Origin of the sequence: Streptomyces sp. NPDC093586, assembly GCF_044764905.1 — a bacterium.
In the GTDB taxonomy this organism is placed as follows: domain Bacteria; phylum Actinomycetota; class Actinomycetes; order Streptomycetales; family Streptomycetaceae; genus Streptomyces.
The window spans coordinates 160,893-178,600 of record NZ_JBIWJA010000001.1 but is presented as its reverse complement, the minus strand read 5'-3'; the positions used below and the strand labels follow the sequence as shown (position 1 = coordinate 178,600).

The window sequence follows — 17,708 nt, the reverse complement described above, 5'->3', positions numbered from 1 at the left end:
CCCACCACCGCTCCACCGAGGGCGCCGGCCCCGCCGCACGTACGCACCAGCCGTACGCGGGCGGGACCGGCGCCCTCGGCGTGTTCACGGTGTTCACGGTGTTCACGGGGACGGTGCCGTCAGGTAGCGCTGGACGGTGGGCGCCAGCCAGGCCACGATCTCCTCGCCGTGCAGCGCTTCGACGGGCGGCAGGCGCAGCACGTACCGCGTGAGGGCCAGCCCGAGCATCTGCGTGGCGAGGAGCGCGGCCCGCGTGGGCACCTGCTCGGGGTCCGGGCACACCTGCCGGGCGGCCGGCAGCAACTGCTCGCGGAAGACCTCCTCCATCCGCCCGGCACCGGCCCGGTTGCCGGCGCCGACCCGGAGCAGGGCCGTGAACTCCTCGTTCTCCTCCCACAGGGTGAGGAAGTGCCGCACCAGGGCCCGGCCCACCTGGTCGCGGGGCACGCCCGACAGGTCCGGCAGCTTCAGGTCCACGGAGACGGCCGCCGCGAAGAGGCCCTCCTTGCTGCCGTAGTAGCGCATCACCATCGACGGGTCGATGCGCGCGTCCCGGGCGATGGCGCGGATGGTGGCCCGCTCGTACCCGTCCGTGGCGAACCGCTCGCGGGCGGCGTCGAGGATCGCGGCGCGCGTGGCGTCGGAGCGCCGGGGGGACGGGGTGGCGGTGGACGAGGCGGCGGTGGGTGGGGCGGTGGTGGACGGTGAGGGTTGATCGACGGACATGCCCATGAGCGTAGGTCTCCACGTGTTGGCCAACAAGTGTTGACGCGTGTTGGTCGTGGTTCTACGCTTGACAACAAGCGTTGGCAAACGAATGTTGGCGAACGGGCTCCGGTGAACGGGCGTGGGCGCCGGGTGTCGGCGAGCGAACGTCGGTCAGCATTTGTTGGCTAACAGTCGTAGGCAAACAGTCGTGGGCCAATAGTCGTAGGCAAACAGCCGCCGGTACAACAACCGTTGGTGCAAAAAGCGTTGGCATCGCACCCCGCATGGAGGCCCGGATGAACAGCACTCCGAACGGCGCCCTGAACGGCACTCCGAACAGCACCCTCCGCACCGTGATCGTCGTCGGCTCCGGCCCCACCGGGCTGCTCCTGGCCGGTGACCTCGCCGCCGCCGGCGTCCCTGTCACCCTCGTCGAGAAGCGCCCGCGCCGCGTCAGCAACCTCTCGCGCGCCTTCGTCCTGCACGCCCGCACCCTGGAGCAGCTGGACGCGCGGGACCTCGCCGACGAACTGGAGGCCGTGGGCCGCCCCCTCGACCGCCTCCGCCTCTTCGACGGGCTCGCCCTGGACATCTCCACCCTGCCCTCCCGCTTCCCGCACCTCATCGTGATCCCGCAGTACGAGGTCGAGAAGGCGCTGGAGCGGCGGGCGGTGCGGGCCGGCGTGGAGTTCCGCCACGAGACCGAGGTGACCGGCCTGACGCAGACCGCGGACGGCGGGGTGACCGTCGAGGTCCGCGGTCCCGGCGGCGAACCCGGGACGCTGCGGGCGGCGTACGTCGTCGGCGCCGACGGTATGCGCAGCACCGTGCGCGAGGCGATCGGTCTGCCCTTCCCCGGCCGGTCGGTCATCCGTTCCGTGGTCCTCGCCGACGTGCGGCTCGCCGAGCAACCGGAGGCGTTGATGACCGCGGACGCCGTCGGCGACGCCTTCGCCTTCCTGGCGCCGTTCGGTGACGGCTACCACCGCGTGATCGGCTGGCACCGGGGCCGGAACCTGCCCGACGACGCACCGCTGGACCTGGAGGAGATCAAGGAGATCACCCGGCTCGCGCTGGGCCGCGACTTCGGGATGCACGACGCCCGCTGGATGTCCCGCTTCCACAGCGACGAGCGTCAGGTGCCCGCCTACCGGGTCGGCCGCGTCTTCCTCGCCGGCGACGCCGCGCACGTGCACACCCCGGCCGGCGGGCAGGGCATGAACACCGGGCTGCAGGACGCGGCGAACCTCAGCTGGAAACTGGCCGCCGTCCTGCACGGCCACGCCGCACCCGGGCTGCTGGACACCTATCAGAGCGAACGGCACCCCGTCGGCAGGTCCGTCCTGCGCAGCAGCGGCGGCATCGTGCGCCTGGCCATGGCCAAGCACCCCTGGACGCTGGCCCTGCGAGCGGTGCTGACCGGCGCCGTCGACCACGTCGGCCCGGTGCGGCGCCGCGTGGTCGGCAAGGTCACCGGCGTCGGCTACCGCTACCCGGCGCCCCGCGGGGCGCACCGCCTCACCGGTGTCCGCGTCCCCGACGTGGCCCTGACGGACGGCGGGCGGCTCCACGAGGCGCTGCGCGGCGGACGGTTCGTGCTGATCACCGCGCGCGCGTGCCCGTGGGCCGACGGGGTCGGGGCCGGCCGCGAGGACCGGCTCGCGGTGGAACGCTGGGCCGGGGACCGGCGGACGACCCTGCTGGTGCGGCCCGACGGGTACGTGGCCTGGGCCGCGGACGACGCGGACGCGCGGGAGACGGAGACGGTGCTCGCCGCACACGTGGGCTGAGGCCCGGCCCCTCCCCGGGTCCGGCCCCCTCCCTGGGCCCGGCCCCCCGGGCCCGATCACCCCTCGGTGCCGGCCAGCAGGTCCCGCAGCAGGTCGGCGAGGTGGCCGGCCCGGTCGGCGTCGAGGACGGACAGGGCCTCGGTCTGGACGGCGAGTCCGGCGCCGACCGCCTCGTCGATCAGTTCGCGCCCCTTGTCGGTGAGCGTGACCCGCAGTGCCCGGCGGTCGTGCGGGTCGGGGGAGCGGCGCAGCAGCCCGGCCCGTTCCAGCTTGTCGAGACGTCCCGTCATACCGCCGGTGGTGAGCATCAGCGTGGCCGACAGCTGCCGGGGGGAGAGGGCGTAGGGCTCGCCGGAGCGGCGCAGGGTGGCCAGCACGTCGAACTCGCCCCGGGAGATCCCGTAGGGCGTGTACGCCTTCTCCATCCGGTCGCCCATCGCGCGCGAGAGCCGGAAGACGCGGCCGAACACCTCCATGGCGGCCGTGTCCAGGTCGGGCCGCACCGCCGCCCACTGGGCGATGATCGCGTCGACGGGGTCCTGGCGCCGGTCGGGCAGGGGCTGGGGGCGTTCAGTCATGGCACGAGTATCGAGGCCCTTCCGGTCACCCGCAAGAAAGCGGCTTGCCAGAAACTTGTTTAGCGCTAAGCTACTCTCAAGCAAGCTACTTGCCGGATTGCTTCCCGAGCCGCTCCCCGGAGCCGTTCCTCCGTCACGAAGGGTGCCTCCATGGCCACCGGCCGCCCCGCCCTCATCGCGCTCACCGCCCTCGCCCCCGTCTCCTGGGGCACCACCTACGCCGTCACCACCGAGTTCCTGCCGCCCGACCGCCCCCTGTTCACGGGGCTCGTGCGCGCCCTGCCCGCCGGCCTGCTGCTGCTCGCCCTCGCCCGGGTGCTGCCGCGCGGCGCCTGGTGGGGGAAGGCGGCGGTGCTGGGCGCGCTGAACATCGGGGCCTTCTTCCCGCTGCTGTTCCTGTCCGCCTACCGGCTGCCGGGCGGCATGGCGGCCGTCGTCGGCTCGGTCGGCCCGCTCTTCGTCGTCGGCCTCTCGGCGCTGCTGCTGGGACAGCGACCCACCGCCCGAGCCGTCCTCACCGGCCTCGTCGCCGCGTTCGGGGTCAGCCTGGTCGTACTGAGGGCGGCCGGTGCCCTGGACCCGCTCGGCGCGCTGGCGGCCCTCGCCTCCACCGCCTCCATGTCCGCCGGCACCGTTCTCACCAAGCGGTGGGGGCGCCCCGACGGCGTCGGCCCCCTCGCCCTCACCGGCTGGCAGCTGACCGCCGGCGGCCTGCTGATCGCACCGCTCGCCCTCCTGGTCGAGGGTGCGCCCCCGGCGCTGGACGGCCCGGCGATCGGCGGCTACCTCTACCTCGCGCTGGCCAACACGGCCGTCGCCTACTGGCTCTGGTTCCGCGGCATCGGCCGCCTCACCGCCACCCAGGTCACCTTCCTCGGCCCGCTCTCCCCGCTGACCGCCGCCGTGGTCGGCTGGGTGGCGCTGGGGCAGGCGCTGACGCCGGTACAGCTGGCGGGCATGGCGCTGGCGTTCGGCGCGACCGTCGCGGGCCAGCTCGCACCGGGCGGACGGACCGGAGAGAGGACGGGGAAACGGACCGGAGAGGGGACCACCGAACCTTTCAGTTCTCCTTCAAAGAACGGTCGAAAAGATTCGATGGACCTGACGGGTCCGGCCCTGCGACGGTAGGCGTGCCAGACCTCTGACCGGGAAAGGACCTCCGTGGCCATAGCCGACCGCCGGACCGCCGAACCACCCACCGAACCGCCCACCGCCCCGACGGGTCCCGCCCCGACGGGTCCCGCCCCGGCGGCTTCCGGCCCGGAGGCTTCCGGCCCGGCGGCTCCCGGCTCCCGGCCGAAGCCCACGGGCCCCGTCGCCCTCGGCCTCGCGCTCGCCGTCCTCGCCACCCTCGTCTGGTCCGGCAGCTTCGTCACCTCCCGCGCCCTCGGCGACAGCGTCCCACCCGTCCAGCACGCCTTCTGGCGCTGGGTGATCGCCCTCGCCGTCGTCGCCCCCTTCGGCGCCCGCCGGGCCTGGCGGCAACGCGCGCTCATCCGCCGCCACCTCGGCTTCGTGCTCCTCGCGTCCCTGCTCGGCGTGACCGTCTACAACACGCTCGTCAACCAGGCCGGAGTCACCACCCCCGCCGCCAACATGGGCATGATCATGGCCGCCTCGCCGGTGTTGATGGCGGTCTACGAGCGCGCGGGCGGCACCCGCCTCGGCGCCCGCCGGATCGCCGGGCTCCTCATCGCCTGCGCGGGCGTGCTGCTGCTCGTCGGAGGAGACGGGGCGTCCTTCTCGGCCGGTGACCTGTGGATGATCGCCGCCGCCTGCTGCTTCGGCTCCTACAGCGCGCTGCTGCGCCGCCGGCCCGACGGCCTGGACGGGGTGGCCTTCCTCTTCACCACGTTCCTGTTCGGCACCGTCCTCCTGCTGCCCGCCCAGGGCGTCAGCCTCGCCGTCCAGGGCGGCTTCACCCTGACGGCCGGCACCGTCCTGCCCCTCCTCTACGTCGGCGTCGCCTCCTCGGCCGTGGCCTTCTTCGCCTGGAACAAGGCGGTCTCCCTGATCGGCCCGAGCCGCGCGGGCGTCGTCTACTACCTCCAGCCGGTGTGCGTCGCCCTGCTGTCCTGGGTACTGCTGGCCGAGCCGACCGGCTGGGCACAGGCCGGGTGCATGGCGCTGATCCTGGGCGGGGTCGTACTCGGCGCGGGGGCGCGTCGGTGAGGAGGGCGGCCCGCGGATAGGTTGCCGCCATGGCCGACTGGGACATCCGCAAGCTGCAGATCCTGCGGACGCTGCGCGACCGGGGCACGGTGACCGCGACGGCCGAGGCGCTGCACATGACGCCGTCGGCCGTGTCCCAGCAGCTGACGAACCTCTCCCGCCAACTCGGCGTAGAACTCCTCCGGGCCCACGGCAGGCGGGTCCGCCTGACGGACGCGGCCCGCCTGGTACTACGGCACGCGGAGGCGGTGTTCGAGCAGCTGGAGCGCGCGGAGGCCGACCTGGCGGCCCACGTCCGGGGCGAGGCCGGAGAGGTCCGGGTCGGCGCCTTCTCCACCGCCGTGCCCGCCCTCGTCGTACCGGCCGTGACCGCGCTGCGGGCGACGCACCCCGGCATCACGGTGCGGGTGCGGGAGACCGAGGCGCAGGAGGCGTACGAACTGCTGGCCGCCCAGGACGTGGACCTGGCCCTGTCCCTGGCGGCCGAGGCGCCGACCGCCGCCGACCCCCGCTTCACCCGCGTACCGCTGCTCGCCGACCCGCTGGACGTCGCCCTGCCCCGCGACCACCCGCTGGCCTCGGCGGCCGGGCTGCGGCTGGCGGACCTGGCCGCCGAGCCGTGGATCTTCGGCGGCAGCGGCCCCTGGTCGGACATCACCCGAACCGCCTGCGAGGCCGCCGGTTTCCGCCCCCACCAGGGGCATTCGGCGGCCGGCTGGACGGCGATCCTGGCGATGGTCGAGGCGGGCATGGGCGTAGCCCTGGTCCCCCGCACGGCGGCGGTGCCGCGCGACGGCGTGGTGATGCGCGACCTGCGCACCGACCGCCCGGTCCGCCACATCGTCGCGGCCGTCCGCAAGGGCGCGGGCGAGGGCGGCGCGGTGGGCAGGGTCCTCACGGCCCTGCGACAGGCCGCGGGAGGCATCGACGGCTGAAGGCGGCGGTCGGCTGCGGAACCTCCGCGGCGGGGTGGTCATCGACGAGTGCGCGGAAGGTCTCGGCGGGGTCGCCGTCCAGCGGCGGGAGACTGCCGCTGAACGGGGTTCCTGGTCCGTACCCGCGGTCGAGAAGCTCACCGGCGAGTTCGCAGCCGCCTCTGGGGGCGCGCTCACACCCGGCGAAGCGGCCCGGCCGGCCGAACCGCTCGTACCGCCGGCGCTCGACCTCGTCGGCACCGGGCTCCTCCCGTCGCACAGACCGGACGAGGCGGCAGCCCCTCAGCAGGGGAGCATCTCCGCGGGTACGGGGATGCTCCCACCGCGCCCCCGCGGAGCCTCCGCCCACTTGAAGCGGCTTCCCTCGCGCCCGGTGTGACGGCCCCTCAGGGGCTTCCCGTCGGTCGTGAGCGGCAGTCCGTGAAGCGGATCGTTCGACGGAACGGGCGGCTCGCCGGTTCTCGGCGGCGGCGTGCTGTCAGGAGGGGCCGGCGTGCAGCACCTCGCGGTCCCACAGGTGGCGCGGCTGTGTGTGCAGGCGCCAGTAGTGCTCGGCGATGTCGTCGGGGTCGAAGTCGGTGCCGGGGGCGACCGGGCCATCCACGGTGACGCTCGCCGCGTGGACCCCGAAGGAGCCGTACCGCTGATCGAGCAGCGCGATCAGGGTCCGGACGCCCGCTTTGCCCAGGGAGAGGCTCACATACTCCGGCTTGGGTTCGGGCATGCCGCCTGTGACGAGGAACGTTCCGCTCCCTCGCGCCGCCATTGCCGGCGCGAGGCGCGCTGCGGCATTCAGTGCGCCGACCACGTTGACCGCCCATGCTTCCATGTGCTCGCGCACCGACAACTCGCCCAGCCCGTCCGCGCGGACGAGCGCGGCGTTGTACACGGCAACCTCCGGTACGCCGTGCTCGCCGACGGCCTGGTCCAGGGCCGCGTCCAGCTCGGCCCGGTCGGTGCTGTCGGCCTGCAACGTCATGATCGGGACGTCATGGGGAGCAAGCCCGTCCGCGACGACGCGCAGCGTCTGCCCGCTCCTGGCGATCAACGTGATCGGCATCCCCTCCCGGGCGAACCGACAGGCGACTGCCTGCCCGATCCCCGGTCCCGCACCAATGATCACCGCACCCGGCATGATCCGGCTCCTCCCTTTCGTGATCAGCGATACTGGGGACGGTAAGGCGTCACATCAATGTGAAGGTCAAGGGGAAGGCCTCCGATGCGAATTGGCGACCTCGCCCGCGAAACCGGGGTCAGCAGAAGGCTGTTGCGCTACTACGAGGAGCAGGGGCTGCTCCGGCCGGCCCGGTCGGGCAACGGCTACCGCGAGTACGCGGAGGCAGACGTCGCCATGGTGCGCCACATCCGGGCCATGCTCGCCGCAGGGCTCTCCACCGCGGTTATCGGCAAGGTCGTGCACTGTGTGCGCGACAAGGACGAACTGAGGGTGCCGTCCGGATGCCCGACCTTCGTCGGGGAGTTGCGGCGCGAACGCGTCCGCATCACCGAGGCGATCAGCCGACTGGAGAGTTCCCGGCGAATGCTGGACGCCGTTCTCGCCACGGCCCCTCGGGAGGGTGAAGACGCGCCGCGCGAGACCGCTCTATGAGCCAAGCCGGTCGCGTGCCCCGGCATCGAGTGCGCCGTAGACCGTCCGTCGGCGGCTGACTTCGAGGTTCGTCAGAACGCAGGGGGCGATGCCGTGCCCTAAGCCGCACCCAGCTCGCACCACACGTACTTCCCCTGGTTGCCGTCCCTCGTCAGTGACTGCCAGCCCCAGACGTCGGCGCAGGCGCGGACGAGGGCCAGACCCCGGCCGTCCTCCCGCTCCAGGTCGGGGACGAAGGACTGCGGGGGTTCGGGCGGCGTCGGGTCCGCGTTCCAGGCGCCGATCCGCAGGACCCCGGACCCGGACCAGCGCACCCGCAGGGCGGCCGGCCCCTTGGTGTGCCGTACGGCGTTGGAGACCAGCTCCGTCGCCAGCAGCTCCGCCACGTCGACCAGGCGGATCAGGCCGTGCACGGTGAGGACCAGGCGCAGGGTGCGGCGGCAGACGGTGACGGCTCTCGGGTCGTTCGGGATGTACAGGGAGTACTCCCACGGTTCGGTCCCGGGCATGCGGACTCCTGCTTGTCCGGAGGAGGAGGAAAGGAAGAGGAGGGCAGGCGGGCCGTGGTCGCGGGACGCGGTGTCGTTGCCGTTCCGTCATGGCAGGACGGAACGGTGCACTTCCGGCATCCGTGACTCCGTTGGGTGCTCACTGCGTCACCGACGGTATGGCATAAATTTATTACGGTGCAAGCCCGTCGCGTAATCTGCTCCCCGAACGAGTCGCTCCGAAGCGGCCGTTGAGAGGAGGGGGCCATGCCGCCCAGACGACAGCCCACGGCCCGCCAGGAGCGCCTGGGCACCGAGCTTCGGAAGCTGCGAGAAGCCGCCGGTCTGAAGGCGACCGAGGCGGCGAGTCTGCTCGGGGTGAACTCCGTGCAGGTGAGCCAGATCGAGTCCGGCATCGCGGGAGTCAGTGAAGAACGTCTGCGGCGGCTCGCCGCCCATTACGCCTGCACCGATGAGGAACTGGTGTCGGCGCTGGTGGCCATGGCCACCGACCGGAGCCGAGGTTGGTGGGAGGAGTACCGGGGCGTGCTGGCCAACTCGTTCCTCGACCTGTCGGAGCTGGAGCACCACGCCCGCTTCCGGTGGGACGTGGACTTCCTGCACGTTCCGGGGCTTCTGCAGACGGAGGACTACGCCCGCGCCCTCTTCTCGTACGTGAACCCCGAGTTCCCCGAGGAGGCCGTGCACCGCTGGGTGGAGCACCGCATGCGGCGCCAGGTCATCATCGAGAGACCGGACCCGGTTCCGTACGAAACGGTGATCCACGAAGCCGCCCTGCGGATCAGGGTCGGTGACCGCGCCCAGGCGAAGACCCAGCTGCGGCGCATCCTGGACCTCTCCGATGCGGACCACATCAGCGTGCGCGTCATCCCCTTCGACATGGACGGCTTCGGCGGGGCCGGAAGCGCCATGGTGTACGCCGGCGGCGCGGTTCCCGCACTGGACACCGTCGTCCGCGACGGACCGCACGGGACGGTGTTCATCGATGCCGAGGCTCAGCTCCTCCGCTTTCGAAAACTCTTCCATAGGCTGGAGACGGTGGCGCTCGAACCAGGGCGTTCCCGTGAGTTCATCCACCGCCTGGCCAAGGAGCTGTGAGGACCGCGATGACAGACCGCGACATCTGGAAGAAGTCGTCCTACTCCGGTGGCGGCGAAGGCAACGCCTGTGTCGAAGTGGCCCGCCGCCACGGCCGCATAGCCGTCCGCGACTCCAAGAACCCCTCCCGCGGCACCCTCTCCCTCCCCGCTCCCGCCTTCACCGCCTTCGTCGGCGCCCTCAAGGAACACCAGGGGCGCCCGGCGTGAGTGCCGGGCGCCCCTGATACGCGTACCGCCTACTCGCCGGCCGCCGCCGCGTCCGCCGCCTGGGCCTTCAGGGCCCGCTCCACGCCCGAACGGGACTCCGAGACCAGTCGGCGCAGGGCCGCGTTCGGCTCGGCGGAGGCCAGCCAGGCGTCCGTGCGGTCCAGGGTCTCCTGGGAGACCTGCACCGACGGGTACAGGCCGACCGCGATCTGCTGGGCCATCTCGTGCGAACGGGACTCCCAGACACCCTTGAGCGCCTCGAAGTACCGCTCCGTGTACGGCGCCAGCAGCTCGCGCTGGTCGGTCTGGACGAAGCCGGCGATGACCGCCTCCTGCACGGCGTTCGGCAGCTTGTCGGACTCCACGACCGACTCCCAGGCCTCCGCCTTGGCCGCCTCGGTCGGGCGGGCGGCCCGCGCCGTGGCGGCGTGGCGCTCACCGGCGGCGGTCTTGTCCCGCTCGTACTCGGCGGCGATCTCCGCCCCGCCGAACCGGCCCACGGCCGCCAGTCGCTGCACGAACGCCCAGCGCAGCTCGGTGTCGACGGCCAGGCCCTCGATCGTGGTCGTGCCGTCCAGCAGCGCGTCCAGCAGGTCCAGCTGCTCCGGCGTCCGTGCCGTGGCCGCGAACGCCCGCGCCCAGGCCAGCTGGTGGTCGCTGCCGGGCTCGGCGGCGCGCAGGTGGGCCAGCGTGGCCTCGGTCCAGCGGGTGAGCAGCGTCTCGCGGGCGGTGGGGGCGGCGTACTGGTCGATGGCCAGCTTCACCTGGCGGTGCAGCGACTGCACGACGCCGATGTCGGACTCCTTGCCGATGCCGGACAGGACCAGGGACAGGTAGTCGCGGGTGGCGAGTTCCGCGTCGCGGGTCATGTCCCAGGCCGACGCCCAGCACAGGGCGCGCGGCAGCGACTCGGTGAAGTCGCCCAGGTGCTCGGTGACCACCGCGAGGGACTGCTCGTCCAGGCGGACCTTGGCGTACGACAGGTCGTCGTCGTTCAGGAGCAGCACCGCCGGGCGGGCCTTGCCGACCAGCTGCGGCACGGCCGTCAGCTCGCCGTCCACGTCCAGCTCGACGCGGTCGCCGCGCACCAGCTTGCCGTCGGCGTCCAGGTCGTAGGCGCCGATCGCGATGCGGTGGGGGCGCAGCGTGGGCTCGCCCTTGGCGCCGGCGGGCAGGGCCGGGGCCTCCTGGCGGATCGCGAAGGACGTGATGACACCGTCGGCGTCCGTCTCGATCTCGGGGCGCAGGACGTTGATGCCGGCCGTCTCCAGCCACGCCTTCGACCAGGTCTTCAGGTCGCGGCCGGAGGTCTCCTCCAGCGCGCCCAGCAGGTCGGACAGGCGGGTGTTGCCGAACGCGTGCCGCTTGAAGTACGCCTGCACGCCCCGGAAGAACGCGTCCTGGCCGACGTAGGCGACGAGCTGCTTGAGCACGCTCGCGCCCTTGGCGTACGTGATGCCGTCGAAGTTGACGAGCACGTCGTCCAGGTCGCTGATGTCCGCCATGATCGGGTGCGTGGACGGCAGCTGGTCCTGCCGGTACGCCCAGGTCTTCATGGAGTTCGCGAACGTCGTCCACGAGTGCGGCCACTTGGAACCGGGCGCGTCGGCCTGGCAGGCGGCCTCGGCGTAGGTGGCGAACGACTCGTTCAGCCACAGGTCGTTCCACCACTCCATGGTGACCAGGTCGCCGAACCACATGTGCGCCAGCTCGTGCAGGATCGTCGCCGCCCGCACCTCGTACGCGGCGTCGGTGACCTTCGAGCGGAACACGTACTGGTCGCGGATGGTGACCGCGCCCGCGTTCTCCATCGCACCCGCGTTGAACTCCGGCACGAAGAGCTGGTCGTACTTCTTGAAGGGGTACGGGTAGTCGAACTTCTCCTGGAACCAGTCGAAGCCCTGCCGGGTCACCTCGAAGATGGCGTCCGCGTCGAGGTGCTCGGCGAGCGAGGGCCGGCAGTAGATGCCGAGCGGCACCGACTGGCCGTCCTTCTCGTACACGCTGTGCACCGAGTGGTACGGGCCGACGATCAGCGCCGTGATGTACGACGAGATGCGCGGGGTCGGCTCGAAGGACCAGACGTTGTCCTTCGGCTCGGGCGTCGGCGAGTTGGAGATGACCGTCCAGCCCTCGGGCGCCTTCACGGTGAACTGGAAGGTCGCCTTCAGGTCCGGCTGTTCGAAGCTCGCGAAGACGCGGCGGGCGTCCGGCACCTCGAACTGGGTGTAGAGGTAGGCCTGGTCGTCGACCGGGTCGACGAACCGGTGCAGGCCCTCGCCGGTGTTGGTGTACGCGCAGTCGGCGACCACGCGCAGGACGTTGCGGCCCTCCAGCAGCCCCGGCAGGGCGATGCGGGAGTCCTGGAACACCTCGGCCGGGTCGAGCGCGTCGCCGTTGAGGGTCACCTCGTGGACGGCCGGCGCGACCAGGTCGATGAAGGACTCGGCGCCGGTCTCCGCGACGTCGAAGCGCACCGTGGTCACGGACCGGTAGGTGCCGCCCTCCTGCGCGCCGGTGAGGTCGAGATCGATCTCGTACGAGTCAACGGTCAGCAGCTTCGCCCGCTGCTGCGCCTCTTCGCGAGTCAGGTTTGTGCCAGGCACGCGGTCATCTCCTCGTTATGTGTGGGTTGCACCATCCTTCCACGGCACCCGCACGGAACGCGATGTCCGTTTCCCGCCGGTCGCCGGGTCGTCGGCGGGCGAGCCTGGTGCCATGAGCAGCCACCACACCGTACGGCCCATCGCGCCGACCGTCCTGAAGGAACTGCGCACCGCCGACGACGCGGGCCGCGTCCCCGTCCCCGTGACCGACGACGAGGGCGGCACGCCCCTGCGCTGCTGCCTGCGCCACAGCGTGCCCGGGGAGCGGATCACCCTGGTCTCCTACGCCCCGCTGCGCCGCTGGGCGGCGGCGACGGGCGCCGACCCGGGCCCGTACGACGAGCAGGGGCCGGTCTTCGTCCACGCCGAGGAGTGCGCGGGGCCGGAGGGGGACGGCCCGGCCTTCACCAACTCGCACCGCACCCTGCGCCGCTACTCCGCCGACGGGCGCATCCTGGGCGGGCGGCTGGTCGAGGAGCCGGAAGCCTTCGAGCCCGCCCTCCGGGAAGCGTTCGACGACCCGGCCGTGGCGTTCGTCCACGTCCGGGCCGTCGAGTACGGCTGCTTCCTCTACGAGGTCGCCAGGGGTTGACCGGGGGCGTCAGCCCTTCAGCTCCGCCGCCACCAGCTCCGCGATCTGCACCGCGTTCAGGGCCGCGCCCTTGCGCAGGTTGTCGTTGGAGACGAACAGGGCGAGGCCGTTCTCGACGGTCTCGTCCCGGCGGATGCGGCCCACGTACGACGGGTCCTGGCCGGCGGCCTGGAGCGGGGTCGGCACCTCGGTGAGCGCGACGCCGGGGGCGCCGGCCAGCAGCTCCTTGGCGCGCTCGACGCTGATCGGGCGGGCGAAGCGCGCGTTGATCTGGAGGGAGTGGCCGCTGAAGACGGGCACGCGCACGCAGGTGCCGGAGACCTTCAGCTCCGGGATCTCCAGGATCTTGCGGGACTCGTTGCGGAGCTTCTGCTCCTCGTCCGTCTCGTGCAGACCGTCGTCGACGATCGAGCCGGCCAGCGGCAGCACGTTGTACGCGATCGGCGCGACGTACTTCTCCGGCTTCGGGAACTCGGCCGCCGACCCGTCGTGGGTGAGCTTCGGGGCGTCGTCGCCGACCTTCTTCACCTGCTCGAACAGCTCGTCCACGCCGGCCAGGCCGGAACCGGACACCGCCTGGTAGGTGGCGACGACCAGCGCCTCGAGCCCCGCCTCCGCGTGCAGCGGACGCAGCACGGGCATCGCGGCCATCGTGGTGCAGTTCGGGTTGGCGATGATGCCCTTGGGGCGGTCGGCGATCGCGTGCGGGTTCACCTCGGAGACCACGAGGGGGACCTCGGGGTCGCGACGCCAGGCGGAGGAGTTGTCGATCACGACCGGGCCCTGGGAGGCGACCTTCTCGGCCAGCGCCTTGGAGGTGGCGCCGCCCGCGGAGAACAGCACGATGTCCAGGCCGGAGTAGTCGGCGGTGGCCGCGTCCTCCACCGTCACCCCGTCCAGCTCCCGGCCGGCGCTGCGGGCCGAGGCGAACAGGCGCAGCTCGGTGACCGGGAAGTTCCGCTCCGTGAGGATCCTGCGCATGACCGTGCCGACCTGACCGGTGGCTCCGACGATTCCGACCCTCACGGTGACTCCTTCTCCGTCTGTGCGCGTGTCTTCACGCGCGCGTTGCTCGGCCGAGACCTTTCCATCATGGGGCTCAGCCGGGCACACCTGTCCAATCCTTTGCGCGAGGTGCCCGCACCCTGGGACGCGGTGGCTCGGGCAGCGGGCGTGGTCCTTCGGTGAAAACCCGCTCTGAGCTGCAGAAATTCAGCCCGGCCGGACCCCGCGCCGCAAGCTGTGCTGTCCCGCCCCTGCCCATCCCTTTCGGCCGCACACGACGATGTGACATACGCCTCGCGCCACGGCGCGGGCCCCGGGAGGAGACCGGCGCGGTCCTCGGCACCCCGCCGCCTCGCCCGCGCCCGGCCGGTCGCCGGGGGCACGGAAAAGGGGCGGGCGCCCCACCGGGCGCCCGCCCCCGAGGTCCGCCGTACCGGACTACGGCACGACCGGACTACGGCACGACCGTGCCGATCCGCACGCTGCCCTGGCCCGCGACCGTGCCGCGGGCGTTCACCAGCTGGACCCGGCCGAAGAACTCACGGCCCTCCGGAGCGGCGGCCAGCGCGGTCGCGTTGCCGGTGACCGTCGCCGAGGCGCCCGTGCCGAGCCTCACCGGCGCCGAGCCGTCCACGGTGACCGAGCCGAGGGACGCGGCGAAGTACACGTCCCGGTAGTCGTACTCGGTGGTGCCGGACGGCACCGAGTAGCCCGCGACCTTCACGGTGTACGTGCCGGCGGCCGGGGCCGGGATCGACACCGACTCCTCCGAGTCGCCGTCGGCGGACGTGCCGACGACCTTGCCGTTCTTGTCGTAGACCGTCAGGTCCAGGTCGGAGGCCGCGTCGGAGACGCCTCCGACGGCGACGTCGAGCGACGTGGCGCCCGCGGGCACCTCGACCGTGGTCGTCCTCGTCTCGCCCTGCTTGATCGTCGGGCGGGACGACGCGGCCGAGCCGAGCGGGCCGCCGACGAGCCTGCCCTCCAGGGCGGCGTACCGGTTCGTCACCGTCCAGGAGGCGGTCACCGGGGTGCCCGCCTCGGCCTCGGGCACGGTCACGACCTCCGGGGCGAAGGCGACGCCGAGGACGGAGACGTCCAGGGTGTACGGGTTGTCCAGCAGCGGCGAGGTGCGCCGCGACTCGACCTCGATCTCCCAGACGCCGGGCTGCGGGTCGGCGTACGCGCGCACGTCGGGCCGGCAGCCGTTGCCGTCGAGGTAGTTGTGGTAGCAGTACGGCGTGGACGTGGTGTCGGCCGGGACGCCGTACGGGTGGATGGAGATGAACCGGGTCTGGCTCCTGTCCTTCAGCCCGCCCATCGCCACCTCGAGCGTCTTCGCTCCCTCGGGGACGGTCACGAAGTACGACCGGGTGCTGTTGCGCTGCACGGAGTCCTTCGCGGAGAAGGTGTACTTCAGCGGCGCGGAGACCACGACCGTGGTCAGGACCTGCTTGTCGATGCCCTCGGTGCGCGGGTCGTCGACCTCGAGGATCGCGCTCTTGAGGCCGGCGGAGCCCGGCCGCGCCTCGACCTTGACGGTCACCGGCTCGTTCAGCGGCAGCTTCACCTCGTCGGAGCCGACGATCCGGAAGGTGCGCCCGGCGTTGTTCTCGAAGTGCAGCTCGTGCCGGATCGCCTTGTCGGCGCCGGAGGTGCGGGTGAGCGTGATCTCGTACGTCTTCTTCTGGCCCGCCTTCAGGCCGCCCTCGCGGTCGTACAGGCCGGTGCCGTAGCCCGGGGTCTTCAGGAACTGGTCGATCGCGGTGTCGACCGGCGCCTTGACCGTGTAGTCGTGCGCGGCGGCGCCGCGCTCGATCGCCCGCCAGGCGTCGGGCACGTTGACCAGGCCCGCGCCCTCCTCGTACGCCTGCGCGCCCTTGATGTGGTCGGCGGTGGAGGTCAGCGCGGTGCGCAGCTTCGCCGGGGTGAGGTCGATGCCCTCGCGCTTCGCGGCGGACAGCAGCAGCGCGGAGGCGCCGGCGGCCTGCGGGGCGGCCATCGAGGTGCCCTGGAGCATGCCGTAGCCGGCCGGGAGCGGGTAGCCGGCCTCCGGGACGGGGGCGCCGGGCATCCAGGTCTGGATGGTGTTGACCGCGGCGCCCGGCGCGGTGAGCGTCGGCGTGAACCCGCCGTCCTCCCGCGGGCCGCGCGAGGAGAACGGCATCATCGCGTACTTGGTCTCCACCGCGGAGCCGTAGTTGGCGGCCCAGGTCTCGCGGGAGATGGACGCGCCGACCGAGATGACCTTGTCGGCCAGGCCGGGGTCGCCGATGGTGTTGGCGCCGGGGCCGGAGTTGCCCGCGGAGATCACCAGCTGGACGCCGTAGGTGTCGATGAGCCGCGTGTACAGCTCGGCGCGCGCGTTGTTGCCGTCGTTCAGCGCCGGGAGGCCGCCGATGGACATGTTGACGATGTCGACGCCGCGGTTCTTGACGAGGTCCATCATGCCCTCGGTGAGCGCGATGTTGGTGCAGCCGCCGGACCAGGAGCAGGCGCGCGAGGAGACGATCTTCGCGCCCGGGGCCGCGCCGTTCATCTTCCCGCCGAACAGGCCGTGGGCGGCGGTGAGTCCGGCCACGTGGGTGCCGTGCTCGGACTCGATGACGCCGATGTTGACGAAGTCGGCCTTGGCGCCGGCGCCCACGACGACGTCCTTGCGGATCTCGACCACGAACGGCTGGCGCTCGGCCACGTCCGTCTTCGGGTCGTCGGTGCCGAAGTACCCGACCTGGAAGCCGTCCTTGTACGGCTTCATCGGGGTGTCGTCGGCGAAGTCGTGGTTGTTGTTCAGGTCGACGCGGACCGTGCCGGCCTGCGCGTCGTACAGGACGCCCCAGGAGTCGGTGGTGTCGCCGTCCCGGTTCGCGTCGCCCTGGGCGTCGCCGCCGGCGGTGACGGACTCGCGGAAGACGTTGACCTGGTAGGACCCGGCGGGCGCCGTCCAGCTCTGTCCGCCGTAGGTGAAGGCGGGTCCGGAGACCGCGGTGTCCATGCGCCGCCAGGTGGCGTCCCCGTCGACGACCGGGTCGGTCGCGGTGACCCAGTCGACGATCTTGCGCTCGCCGGTGGTGGTCTTCTGCAGCGCCGGGTGGGCGAGGTCCACGCCGGAGTCGAGGATGCCGATGGTGACGCCGCGGCCGTCCGCCTTCGGGTTCTTCTCCACGAAGTCGACGGCGCCCGTCTCGAAGGACGGGTTGTACGGGTTCTCGGCGGGCGTGTTCCGGTCCGGCGCCGGGTAGGGGCGGCCCTGGTGCGAGGCGCCCTTGGCCGTGTCCGCGCTCGGGGTCGGGTCGTCCAGCGGGATCTCGTCGCGCAGGTCGATGCCGTGCACGGAGGAGAGCTTCGCGGCGGCGGCGATGGCCGAGTCCGCCTTGCCGGTGGGGACGGTGGCGCGGACGTAGCCGAGCTCGTCGTCGGTGCGGCCGACGGCGCCGCCGCCGACGGCGTCCAGCTCCTCGGCGACCTGCTCGGTCCTGCCGGGCGCGGTGGCGATCATCATCGTGACGTTCTTCGCGCCGTCGGCCTTGGCCTCGGCGAGCCGGTCCGCGTCGTCCGAACCGAGCTTGTCGGGCGCGGATTTGACGGAAGCGTCGGCCGGCGGCACGATCCCGGTGCCCGGACCGTCGGCCGCGAGGGCCAGGGGTATCGGCCCGGCCGCACAGAGCGCGGCCACGAGGCCCGCGGCCACGGCCGTGCGGGCCGCACGTCTCGCGCCCGGTATCGGTTCGCGCTGGGGAGTGTGGGTCATCGGCATCCCTTGGGGTGAAGGAGCGAGCGGGAACGACCGGGGTCGATCGGCCCTGGTCGAAGCGGTCCGGAATGCGATCCCGGATGACCGCTCAGCTTTACCCAAGGGGTTGTTGTTCGGGGAGAGTTGTTCGAGATGTCAGCGAG

General features: G+C 72.3%; 15 protein-coding genes. 8 read left to right on the top strand and 7 right to left on the bottom strand.

All coding sequences use genetic code 11. From position 1 onward, the window contains the following. Nucleotides 1-102: 102 nt before the first annotated feature. Nucleotides 103-726 carry a TetR family transcriptional regulator gene (locus ACIRFH_RS00790; protein WP_403516370.1) on the bottom strand — a complete coding sequence of 208 codons (624 nt, stop codon included), beginning with the start codon at nucleotides 724-726 and terminating at the stop codon, nucleotides 103-105. A 278-nt stretch (nucleotides 727-1,004) separates the two neighbouring features. Between ACIRFH_RS00790 and ACIRFH_RS00785 the strand changes: the two genes are divergently transcribed. Beyond that, a complete protein-coding gene (locus ACIRFH_RS00785; protein ID WP_403516366.1) occupies nucleotides 1,005-2,498 on the top strand; it encodes an FAD-dependent monooxygenase in 1,494 nt (497 codons plus the stop codon). A 56-nt stretch (nucleotides 2,499-2,554) separates the two neighbouring features. Here ACIRFH_RS00785 and ACIRFH_RS00780 read toward each other — a convergent pair whose 3' ends face one another. Continuing rightward, a complete protein-coding gene (locus ACIRFH_RS00780) occupies nucleotides 2,555-3,076 on the bottom strand; it encodes a MarR family winged helix-turn-helix transcriptional regulator (protein WP_403516363.1) in 522 nt (173 codons plus the stop codon). 150 nt (nucleotides 3,077-3,226) lie between these two features. On the opposite strand from ACIRFH_RS00780, the gene ACIRFH_RS00775 reads away from it, so the two are divergent. Genes ACIRFH_RS00775 through ACIRFH_RS00765 form a run of 3 tightly spaced genes read left to right on the top strand, consistent with a single transcriptional unit; the run spans nucleotide 3,227 to nucleotide 6,183 of the window. Next, nucleotides 3,227-4,204 carry an EamA family transporter gene (locus ACIRFH_RS00775; protein ID WP_403516361.1) on the top strand — a complete coding sequence of 326 codons (978 nt, stop codon included), beginning with the start codon at nucleotides 3,227-3,229 and terminating at the stop codon, nucleotides 4,202-4,204. 33 nt (nucleotides 4,205-4,237) lie between these two features. Continuing rightward, complete coding sequence (locus ACIRFH_RS00770; RefSeq protein WP_403516358.1) at nucleotides 4,238-5,248, top strand: DMT family transporter; 1,011 nt, start codon at nucleotides 4,238-4,240, stop codon at nucleotides 5,246-5,248. Nucleotides 5,249-5,277: 29 nt separating this feature from the next. Further along, nucleotides 5,278-6,183: a LysR family transcriptional regulator gene (locus tag ACIRFH_RS00765; RefSeq protein WP_403516355.1), complete on the top strand. Its 906-nt coding sequence runs from the start codon at nucleotides 5,278-5,280 to the stop codon at nucleotides 6,181-6,183. A gap of 478 nt (nucleotides 6,184-6,661) precedes the next feature. Here ACIRFH_RS00765 and ACIRFH_RS00760 read toward each other — a convergent pair whose 3' ends face one another. Continuing rightward, entirely contained in the window at nucleotides 6,662-7,318 is a 657-nt protein-coding gene (locus tag ACIRFH_RS00760; protein WP_403516352.1) for an SDR family NAD(P)-dependent oxidoreductase, read from the bottom strand. A gap of 84 nt (nucleotides 7,319-7,402) precedes the next feature. On the opposite strand from ACIRFH_RS00760, the gene ACIRFH_RS00755 reads away from it, so the two are divergent. After that, nucleotides 7,403-7,792 (top strand): MerR family transcriptional regulator, encoded by a 390-nt coding sequence (locus ACIRFH_RS00755; RefSeq protein ID WP_403516349.1) that lies wholly within the window; start codon nucleotides 7,403-7,405, stop codon nucleotides 7,790-7,792. Nucleotides 7,793-7,890: 98 nt separating this feature from the next. Here ACIRFH_RS00755 and ACIRFH_RS00750 read toward each other — a convergent pair whose 3' ends face one another. After that, nucleotides 7,891-8,301: an ATP-binding protein gene (locus ACIRFH_RS00750; protein ID WP_403516346.1), complete on the bottom strand. Its 411-nt coding sequence runs from the start codon at nucleotides 8,299-8,301 to the stop codon at nucleotides 7,891-7,893. A gap of 246 nt (nucleotides 8,302-8,547) precedes the next feature. On the opposite strand from ACIRFH_RS00750, the gene ACIRFH_RS00745 reads away from it, so the two are divergent. Together ACIRFH_RS00745 and ACIRFH_RS00740 are read left to right on the top strand one after the other, a co-directional pair. Next, entirely contained in the window at nucleotides 8,548-9,399 is an 852-nt protein-coding gene (locus tag ACIRFH_RS00745; RefSeq protein WP_403516344.1) for a helix-turn-helix domain-containing protein, read from the top strand. A gap of 8 nt (nucleotides 9,400-9,407) precedes the next feature. Continuing rightward, complete coding sequence (locus ACIRFH_RS00740; RefSeq protein ID WP_403516341.1) at nucleotides 9,408-9,608, top strand: DUF397 domain-containing protein; 201 nt, start codon at nucleotides 9,408-9,410, stop codon at nucleotides 9,606-9,608. 29 nt (nucleotides 9,609-9,637) lie between these two features. Here ACIRFH_RS00740 and pepN read toward each other — a convergent pair whose 3' ends face one another. Continuing rightward, nucleotides 9,638-12,214: an aminopeptidase N gene (pepN, locus tag ACIRFH_RS00735; RefSeq protein ID WP_403516338.1), complete on the bottom strand. Its 2,577-nt coding sequence runs from the start codon at nucleotides 12,212-12,214 to the stop codon at nucleotides 9,638-9,640. Nucleotides 12,215-12,326: 112 nt separating this feature from the next. Between pepN and ACIRFH_RS00730 the strand changes: the two genes are divergently transcribed. After that, nucleotides 12,327-12,806, top strand: coding sequence for a DUF1203 domain-containing protein (locus tag ACIRFH_RS00730; RefSeq protein WP_403516335.1), 480 nt, complete (start codon nucleotides 12,327-12,329; stop codon nucleotides 12,804-12,806). A gap of 9 nt (nucleotides 12,807-12,815) precedes the next feature. Here the strand turns inward: ACIRFH_RS00730 and ACIRFH_RS00725 are convergent, their stop codons facing one another. Next, on the bottom strand, nucleotides 12,816-13,832 hold the full coding sequence (locus ACIRFH_RS00725) for an aspartate-semialdehyde dehydrogenase (RefSeq protein ID WP_403516332.1): 1,017 nt from the start codon (nucleotides 13,830-13,832) through the stop codon (nucleotides 12,816-12,818). 433 nt (nucleotides 13,833-14,265) lie between these two features. Further along, a complete protein-coding gene (locus ACIRFH_RS00720; RefSeq protein WP_403516330.1) occupies nucleotides 14,266-17,562 on the bottom strand; it encodes a S8 family serine peptidase in 3,297 nt (1,098 codons plus the stop codon). Between the last annotated feature and the right edge of the window lie 146 nt (nucleotides 17,563-17,708).

Excerpts from the sequence above, each read along its gene's own strand:
- ACIRFH_RS00790 (WP_403516370.1), bottom strand. The coding sequence starts at position 726 with ATGTCCGTCGATCAACCCTCACCGTCCACCACCGCCCCACCCACCGCC.
- ACIRFH_RS00785 (WP_403516366.1), top strand. The coding sequence starts at position 1,005 with ATGAACAGCACTCCGAACGGCGCCCTGAACGGCACTCCGAACAGCACC.
- ACIRFH_RS00780 (WP_403516363.1), bottom strand. The coding sequence starts at position 3,076 with ATGACTGAACGCCCCCAGCCCCTGCCCGACCGGCGCCAGGACCCCGTC.
- ACIRFH_RS00775 (WP_403516361.1), top strand. The coding sequence starts at position 3,227 with ATGGCCACCGGCCGCCCCGCCCTCATCGCGCTCACCGCCCTCGCCCCC.
- ACIRFH_RS00765 (WP_403516355.1), top strand. The coding sequence starts at position 5,278 with ATGGCCGACTGGGACATCCGCAAGCTGCAGATCCTGCGGACGCTGCGC.
- ACIRFH_RS00760 (WP_403516352.1), bottom strand. The coding sequence starts at position 7,318 with ATGCCGGGTGCGGTGATCATTGGTGCGGGACCGGGGATCGGGCAGGCA.
- ACIRFH_RS00755 (WP_403516349.1), top strand. The coding sequence starts at position 7,403 with ATGCGAATTGGCGACCTCGCCCGCGAAACCGGGGTCAGCAGAAGGCTG.
- ACIRFH_RS00750 (WP_403516346.1), bottom strand. The coding sequence starts at position 8,301 with ATGCCCGGGACCGAACCGTGGGAGTACTCCCTGTACATCCCGAACGAC.
- ACIRFH_RS00745 (WP_403516344.1), top strand. The coding sequence starts at position 8,548 with ATGCCGCCCAGACGACAGCCCACGGCCCGCCAGGAGCGCCTGGGCACC.
- ACIRFH_RS00740 (WP_403516341.1), top strand. The coding sequence starts at position 9,408 with ATGACAGACCGCGACATCTGGAAGAAGTCGTCCTACTCCGGTGGCGGC.
- ACIRFH_RS00730 (WP_403516335.1), top strand. The coding sequence starts at position 12,327 with ATGAGCAGCCACCACACCGTACGGCCCATCGCGCCGACCGTCCTGAAG.
- ACIRFH_RS00720 (WP_403516330.1), bottom strand. The coding sequence starts at position 17,562 with ATGACCCACACTCCCCAGCGCGAACCGATACCGGGCGCGAGACGTGCG.